Origin of the sequence: Mesorhizobium silamurunense, assembly GCF_014843825.1 — a bacterium.
Lineage (GTDB): Bacteria > Pseudomonadota > Alphaproteobacteria > Rhizobiales > Rhizobiaceae > Mesorhizobium > Mesorhizobium silamurunense.
The window spans coordinates 1-6,992 of record NZ_JHQR01000303.1 but is presented as its reverse complement, the minus strand read 5'-3'; the positions used below and the strand labels follow the sequence as shown (position 1 = coordinate 6,992).

At 64.0% G+C, this 6,992-nt stretch carries 8 protein-coding genes and 1 pseudogene; 3 read left to right on the top strand and 6 right to left on the bottom strand.

Going from position 1 to position 6,992, the window contains the following annotated elements; translation table 11 throughout:
- Both DH10_RS30270 and DH10_RS30265 read left to right on the top strand, forming a co-directional pair.
- Positions 1–242, top strand: a pseudogene (locus DH10_RS30270) (DUF6456 domain-containing protein); the annotation flags it as partial.
- 242 nt (positions 243–484) lie between these two features.
- A complete protein-coding gene (locus tag DH10_RS30265) occupies positions 485–811 on the top strand; it encodes a hypothetical protein (RefSeq protein WP_192256057.1) in 327 nt (108 codons plus the stop codon).
- Positions 812–1,104: 293 nt separating this feature from the next.
- Here DH10_RS30265 and DH10_RS30260 read toward each other — a convergent pair whose 3' ends face one another.
- The 3 genes from DH10_RS30260 to DH10_RS30250 form a co-directional block, all read right to left on the bottom strand.
- Entirely contained in the window at positions 1,105–2,373 is a 1,269-nt protein-coding gene (locus tag DH10_RS30260; RefSeq protein WP_192256059.1) for a DUF763 domain-containing protein, read from the bottom strand.
- Positions 2,374–2,518: 145 nt separating this feature from the next.
- A complete protein-coding gene (locus DH10_RS30255; RefSeq protein WP_192256061.1) occupies positions 2,519–2,866 on the bottom strand; it encodes a hypothetical protein in 348 nt (115 codons plus the stop codon).
- A gap of 257 nt (positions 2,867–3,123) precedes the next feature.
- The gene (locus tag DH10_RS30250) at positions 3,124–3,582 is read right to left on the bottom strand and encodes a hypothetical protein (RefSeq protein WP_246506545.1); all 459 of its coding nucleotides are present in this window, start codon (positions 3,580–3,582) and stop codon (positions 3,124–3,126) included.
- Positions 3,583–3,671: 89 nt separating this feature from the next.
- On the opposite strand from DH10_RS30250, the gene DH10_RS30245 reads away from it, so the two are divergent.
- On the top strand, positions 3,672–4,025 hold the full coding sequence (locus tag DH10_RS30245; RefSeq protein ID WP_192256063.1) for a cupin domain-containing protein: 354 nt from the start codon (positions 3,672–3,674) through the stop codon (positions 4,023–4,025).
- Positions 4,026–4,090: 65 nt separating this feature from the next.
- On the opposite strand, the gene DH10_RS30240 is transcribed toward DH10_RS30245, so the two are convergent.
- The 3 genes from DH10_RS30240 to DH10_RS30230 all read right to left on the bottom strand — a co-directional run.
- Positions 4,091–6,049: an acyltransferase family protein gene (locus DH10_RS30240; RefSeq protein ID WP_192256065.1), complete on the bottom strand. Its 1,959-nt coding sequence runs from the start codon at positions 6,047–6,049 to the stop codon at positions 4,091–4,093.
- A 245-nt stretch (positions 6,050–6,294) separates the two neighbouring features.
- Entirely contained in the window at positions 6,295–6,516 is a 222-nt protein-coding gene (locus DH10_RS30235) for an alkylphosphonate utilization protein (RefSeq protein WP_192256067.1), read from the bottom strand.
- A gap of 71 nt (positions 6,517–6,587) precedes the next feature.
- Positions 6,588–6,992: RidA family protein (locus DH10_RS30230; protein WP_192385667.1), on the bottom strand; the 405-nt coding region annotated here is incomplete at its 5' end.

Sequence of the window (6,992 nt, the reverse complement as noted above, 5' to 3'; positions counted from 1 at the left end):
TGGGCGGCGGCATCCCCGACCGCGTGCTCTCAGCCGGCCGCGCGCATGCCCAAGCCGCGGCCGCGCTCGCCCATTGGGAAGTGGCCGAGGTGGTGCGCAGAATTTGCCTCGAAGGCCAGTCGGTAAAGGCCATCGCCGAACGCACGGGCGAGGGGCGCGATGTGGTGGTCAAGCTGCTGAAGGTCGGGCTGGATCTGCTCGCGGTGCATTACGGGATGATGATGGGGAGGCGGGCGGGGTGAAGTGCGCTAGATTTCGCCCGGATTGCAAATTCGCAACCAGCTAGAAAGGATTTCCGGAACGTTCTCCCAATCGTGGTAAGCCAGTCATGGCGATGCGGATGAAATTCAGTAAATTGGGGAAGTAAAGGAGGCGCCCATGGATGAGGATGACGATGAAATTCTGAGCGTCATAAAGAGGAATGTAGAAACACACATCACGCTTCTGCGCGAAAGAAAATTCGCTGAATTGCGAAGATTCCTGGATGAAACCTACGGCGCTAAACCCCGATCAACGGCACGCATATGAGTGCGAAGTTCTCTGGGAGGAAGGCAAGCAAGAGCAAGCTCTGGAGGAGGCGGTCAACCGTCTGAAAAGCGGCAACTACAACGTCAATCACATCATCCTCTGCGCCACATATGCGTGGAAACTGCGCCGAAAGGACGTAGCGGATTACCTGGGGTTGTCGTTCAAGTCCAAAGAACTCGAGACATCGTCCATCGTTCTCGCCGAGTTCGTTTACCGGGAACTCAACGGGCTGGAGGTCAGTGACGAGATGAGACACACGGCCAGGATGCTGGGCGTTGATTGATGATGAAACGCTGAGTGCCGGAAAAGTTCATACTCTGAGCTGGACGGCGCTTTGAAGTCCCAGATTGCCCAAGCCCGGCGCTGCCCCTCATCGCCCTGCCGGGCATTTCTCCCCGTATGGTGACGGGGAGAAAGATGCTGTCACCGACGCTTTCGCCGATCGCCAGCGTCGCGAGATAGGCGCCGGCGTCGCGGTCATCTCCCTTCTCCCCGTCACCATACGGAGAAGGTGCCGGCAGGCGGATGAGGGGCGGCGCCGACCGACGGCCCTTGTCAGAGTTGTTCAGAGGCGCCTCAAGCGCCTTTCTTCAGCGGCTTCGGCTCGCTGTCAGGCGGCCCCTTCTCCCACCCAAACACACTCCGTCCCCCCAGCAGATGCGACTGGTCCATTTCCCCCGCGACAATCTCCTTCAAGCTCGGACCCGTCACATAGCGCTCCATCCTGCGTGACTCCCCGTCCAGCCGTCGCAGCGCCTGCAATTCCTCATCCCGCCCGAGCTTGGCTTTGCTCACCGCCGATTTCAGCACCGAGATCGTCTCGTCATAGACCTTTAGCGGCACGGGGAAGGGGTGGCGGTCCTTGCCGCCGTGGGCCAGCGAGAAGCGCGCCGGGTCGGAGAAGCGGAAGGGCGCGCCGTGCACCACTTCCGACACCATGGCCAGGGCGCGCACCGTGCGCGGGCCGACGCCGGGCACCAGGAGCAGCTCGGGAAAATCCTTCGGGCCGCTTTGGATCGCGGACGCGATGTTGCCGTGCAGGCGGCGCATGACGATGTCGCTCTCGCGCACGTCGTGATGCGCGGGCATGACGAGGTTGGGCAACAGCGGCTGCGCGGCGGGCTCTGGCTCAGGCTGCGGCTCCAGCACGGCCAGCTCCGTCAGGATCTTTTCGGGGCTCATGGTCTTGAGCAACTCGATCTGGCCGATGCGGGCCTTTTCCGCGCGACGGTCGGTGAGGTTGACGATCTCGCCCTGCCGCTCGCCCTCGATCGCCGCATGCGGCTGGTCGACGAAGCTCGTAAGCCCCTCCGACAGCCAGTGGTAGCGGCGGGCCTGGCGGGCGTTGCCGTTCATGCCCTGCTGCACCACCACCCAGCGGCCGTCATCGGTGACGATGAAGCCGTGCAGATAGAGGTCGTAGCCGTCCTGCACGGCGGCGCTGTCCACCTTGGCGACGAGGCGGCTGGCGGTGGCCAGCGCCTCGCCATCGAGGCCAATATGGTCGCCGATCGCGATCAGCTCGCCCGGCGTCTTGCGCGAATGCGCGCCGCGCCCGCCGCAGACATGAATACCGAGTTCGCCCGATAGCGGGTTCAAGCCGCGCTTCAGCGCGCCGATGACCGAGGTGGTGATGCCGGAGGAATGCCAGTCCATGCCCATCACGGCGCCGAAGGACTGGAACCAGAAGGGATGCGCCAGGCGGCGCAAAAGCTCGTCGCAGCCGTAATGGTGGATGATGGCTTCGCAGAGCACCGCGCCGAGCCGCGTCATGCGCTCGCCCAGCCATTTCGGGACCCGCCCGCCATGCAGCGGCAGGTCGGCGCTGCCGCTTCGCTGCGTCACGTCAATTCTCCGTGGTTACCGGAGAGGTAGATGGCAGGGGTGGGATTTGCAAGGTGGGCAAGACGGAGCGCCCCTCTCCGTCATCCTCCGGCGTCTGCGCCGCGTCGCTTCGCTCCTTGTTAGGATGACGAAGCTGCCCGCCTAGTCAGTAACGGCAAATCCGCACGCGTTCCAGCACCCGGTGGTGATGGTGCCAGTGCCTCACCCACCTCACGTGGCAATGGCGGTAATGGTAGTGCCGGTAGTAGTAGCGGTGCGGATAGCGGACCACGTAACCGGGATAATAGTCATCGTAATAGCGCGGGCCGTAATAGCGGCCGCCATAGAACGGTCCGCCGTAGAAGGGTCCACCGTAGAACGGGCCGCCGTAGAACGGGCTATAGCCGCCGAACGGACCGAAACCGAGACCGAAGAATCCGCGCGCATCCGCCGGCGCGACCGTGGCTGCCGCGGAGGCAACGGCGATCACCGAAGCAAATAACAATTTTTTCATGGCAACCTCCTCCTGAAGGCTGATCATCAGGTAAACGCATCGCGGGAAGCCTATGTTCCCGATCGCTAATGTTGGCCGGTGTCACCGGCCCCTTGAGGGAGGAGGTCGCCGCGAAGGGCGGCAGGGCATCAATATCTGGGCCCGGAGCGCGAGGCCGCGCCTCGAATGTCGGCGTCCGAGCCACTTACGTCTTATCTGTCGCCTGCGGCGACATCTACCCTTGAGGGGAGATGTCGCCGCTTACGGGCGCTAATTGGTCAGCGCTCGCAGATGCGGATTTTTTCGATGACGCGGTGGTGATGGCGCCAGTGCTTCACGATCCTGATCCGGCAATTATCACCATAATACCGGTTATGATAGCGCACCACATAACGCTCACGATAGGGAGTGTAGTAGTCGTCATCGTAGACGTGTCGGTAATAGCGGTGAGGGTAATACCCGCCATAGTAGTCGTCTCCGTAGTATGGGTCATAGGACGGGCCGATACCGATACCGAGCTGGACGCTGCCGGCGCTGGCCGGCGCGATCGCAAACGCCGAGGCGATGGCGATCATCGAAGCAAGCAGAAGCTTTTTCATCGCTGCCTCCTTTAGGTTCGATGGATGCCCCTTCAACGGGTAAACGGTTTCGGAGCGGGCGATGTTCCCAGGAAAATGCGCGGCGTTATTTTGGATGGAGCGAGGGGCGATCCCCTGCAGGGATTGGCCAATCGCCATCCCGTCGCGCCGTGTCGCGTTATCGCGCGCGAAGCCCGGGCGCCATCGGCTATTCAATCGCCCAGCCAACCCGATCCCAGGAGCCTTCAATGACCAAACAGACCATTTTCAAATTCGGCGCCGTCGAGCATGCCGAGTCCGGCGACCTGCCGGGCTGGATCGCGGTCGACGGGTCGCCGACCATGCAGACCGCCGTCCAGCACGCCACCGACGACGGCAAGGTGATGGCGGGCACCTGGCGCGCCTCGCCCGGCACCTACCACGCGACCTATACCGACTACGAGTTCGTGCACATGATCGCCGGCCGCATCGTCATCACGCCGGATGGCGGCGAGCCGGTCGAGGTCGGACCGGGTGACGCCTTCGTGGTCGAGGCGGACTTCAAAGGCACCTGGAAGATCCTCGAGCCGGTGACCAAGCATTTTGTGGTTGTGACGGGGTAGAGAGCCATCGCCGAAGCTGCTGATCTCCCCTGCAAGAGGGGAGATCACGCGCTCCAGCGCCCCGCTTACCTACCCACCTTCGAAATCACCCTTTTCTCGACCTCCGGCTCCAGCGATTCCGCAAACGGCGTCGCCAGATGGTGCTGGTCGCGGAAGGCGAGCTGGCCGTCGATGAAGACGTGGCAGGTGGTGGTGTTGCAGAAGCGGTCGGTGAGGTCGACGTAAGAGGCGTTAGGCACGCTGGTGACGATCTCGCGCTCGACCGCGGCCATCGCGTCGTTAGCGGCATAGCTGCGCGTCTGGTCGCAGAGCGAAGGCGCCTTGTCGCGCCATAGCGCGCGCGCCACGCAGGTGTCGATGTTCTCGTCGTTGAACGGCACGTCACGGATGAAGGCGATCTTCAGTCCGGCCTTGCTTAAGGTCGTCAGCGTCGAGCGCAGGCCGGCCCTCCACACGGCGTCGGGCGTGTCCGGCTCGCCCTTGCCGGCGGCCATCTTGCGCGAGGAGGTGAGCGACAGCTCCGAGATCACCACCAGCGAAGGTTTTGCGGCGATGATCTCCTTGATCGCCTGCTCGCGCCATTGGTCGCATTCGCGGTAGTTGCGGTTGAGCTTGGTAACATAGAAGGAGAAACGCGAGGGCCGGCACGAACTCTTCAGCCAGGTCTCGACGCGGTAGCCGTTCTTCTTTCCCGCCTCGATCAGCGGCGTCGACCAGTGATCGGCGTGGGAATCGCCGAACAACGCGATCATGCGCCGGCCATTGCCGAACACGCATGGCTTCGGCGTCACAGTGTCGTAGCCCTCGACGCAGGCCTCGGCGCGCGCGGTGGCGGGTTCGGCCGCGCTTGCCGCGATGCTGCGCTGCTCGGGGTCCTGGTGGCGCACGGCAAGCGCCGCATTGCCATAGGCGGCTGCGACGCCGGTGCCGGTCAGGAGGAGGGCCGGCACCAGCGCCCGCGCCGCATTGGCCATAAGCCAGCCGTTGCGGCGGATCGGATTCTCGATGAAATGGTAGCTCAGCGCCGAGAGCGCCAACGTCAGCCCGAGGCAGGCGAGGCGTTGGGCGAGCGTCAGCTGCTCCACCAGCATGCCGGCATAGACGATCACCGGCCAATGCCAGAGATAGAGCGAATAGGAAAGCTTTCCGACCCACTGCAAGGGCGGCAGCGCCAGGGCGGCATTCACGCCGACCCTGACGCCGGCCGCTCCCGCCAGCAGGAGAAGGACAGTGCCGGCAACCGGCACCAGCGCCAGGAAACCGGGGAAGGGAGCCTCCTCGCTGAAGGTGAAGTAAGCAAAAGCAATCATCGCCAGTCCGGCCAGGCTGAGCGCCAGGGCAAGCCACCGGCGCTTCTGGAGCAGCCATGCCGGCGCCATCGAGGCCAGCCCGCCGGCGGCGAATTCCCAGGCGCGCAGCGGCGAGAAATAGAACGCCCAGGGCTGCGACACGGTGGTCAGCCAAGCGCAGACCGCGAAGGAGACGAGGCCGGCAATGCCGATCACAAGCATGATCGTCCGCTTGCCGGGCTTCAGCCAGCCCGCCAGCATCAAGAGCGCCGGCCAGGCGAGATAGAACTGCTCCTCCACCGACAGCGACCAGTAATGGATGAACGGGTTGTTTGCGGCGTCGTTGGCGAAATAGTCGAACGACCAGCGGATCAGCCAGAGGTTGATCATATAGGCCGAAGCCCACATCGCCCCCTTGGAATAGAGCGCCTGCTCCTCCGGTGAGAGGATGATCGCACCCGCGGCAAGCGTCGCGGCGATGACGAAAAGCGCCGCCGGCAAAAGCCTGCGCGCGCGCCGGGCGTAGAAGCGCAGGAAGTCGAGCCGGCCGGTTCCGGAAATCTCGGTGACGAGATGGCGGGTGATCAGGTAGCCGGAGATGACGAAGAAGATGTCGACGCCGGCAAAGCCGCCGGGCAGGGCGGTGAGGCCGAAGTGGAAGGCGACGACGCCCGCCACGGCGAGCGCACGCAACCCCTCAATGTCTGGCCGGAAGTCCGGCGATGGTGCTGACACGAAGGCGAACCTCGCAACGGTCGTTCGTATCCCGCCTGCAGGAAAGCCTCGCCCCTACGGGTTTATATCGCAATGCAACAAATCTAACGCAGTGCAACATAAGGGGAGGGGGTGAGGGCGTGCGGCGGCGCTGGAACTGCCGATCTCCACCCTTGCGGGGGGAGATTGGCCGACCCGCTTCCTCCTGCAACCTGGCGACTGGCGAAAGCAGCCGAGCCCTTAATCTCCCCGCACCGAAGCCGCAATCACGCCTTCTTCAAAAACTCCGTCTTCAGCACCAGGCCCTTCACCTGCTTGGTGTTGCATTCGATCTCGCCAGGGTTGCCGTTGAGGCGGATGTTTTTCACCAGCGTGCCGCGCTTGATCGTCTCGGACGTGCCCTTGACCTTAAGATCCTTGATCAGGGTCACGGAGTCGCCGTCCGTCAGCGGCGTGCCGTTGCTGTCCCTTACGATCGCGTCTGTCATGGCGGGCCTTTCGTTGGTTGGATGGCGTGTGCCCCGCCTATCGCGCCGACAATGGCCTGGTCAAGCCGCCCTCACCCCCCGATCATCACCTCGGCCTCGATCTCGACCGGGAGATTGAACGGCAGGGCGGAGACGCCGATGGCGGTGCGGGCGTGGCGGCCGATCTCCGGCCCGAAGATTTCGAGGATGAGATCGGAAAAGCCGTTCATCACCGCTGGGGTCTGGGTGAAGCCCGGCGCCGCGTTGACCATGCCGTGCACGCGGCACCAGCCGGTGATCCGGTCGAGGCTGCCGAGCTCGCGCCTGAGGCTCGCGAGCATCGACAGCCCGACCTTGCGGGCCGATGCCCGCGCCTTTTCCAGCGACACGCTCTCGCCGACGACGCCGGACGGGCCGGTGAGCCGGCCGTCCGGCTCCTGCGGCCCGTGGCCGGAGATGTAGGCGCGGTCGCCGCGCACATTGACCCAGGGAAAAGG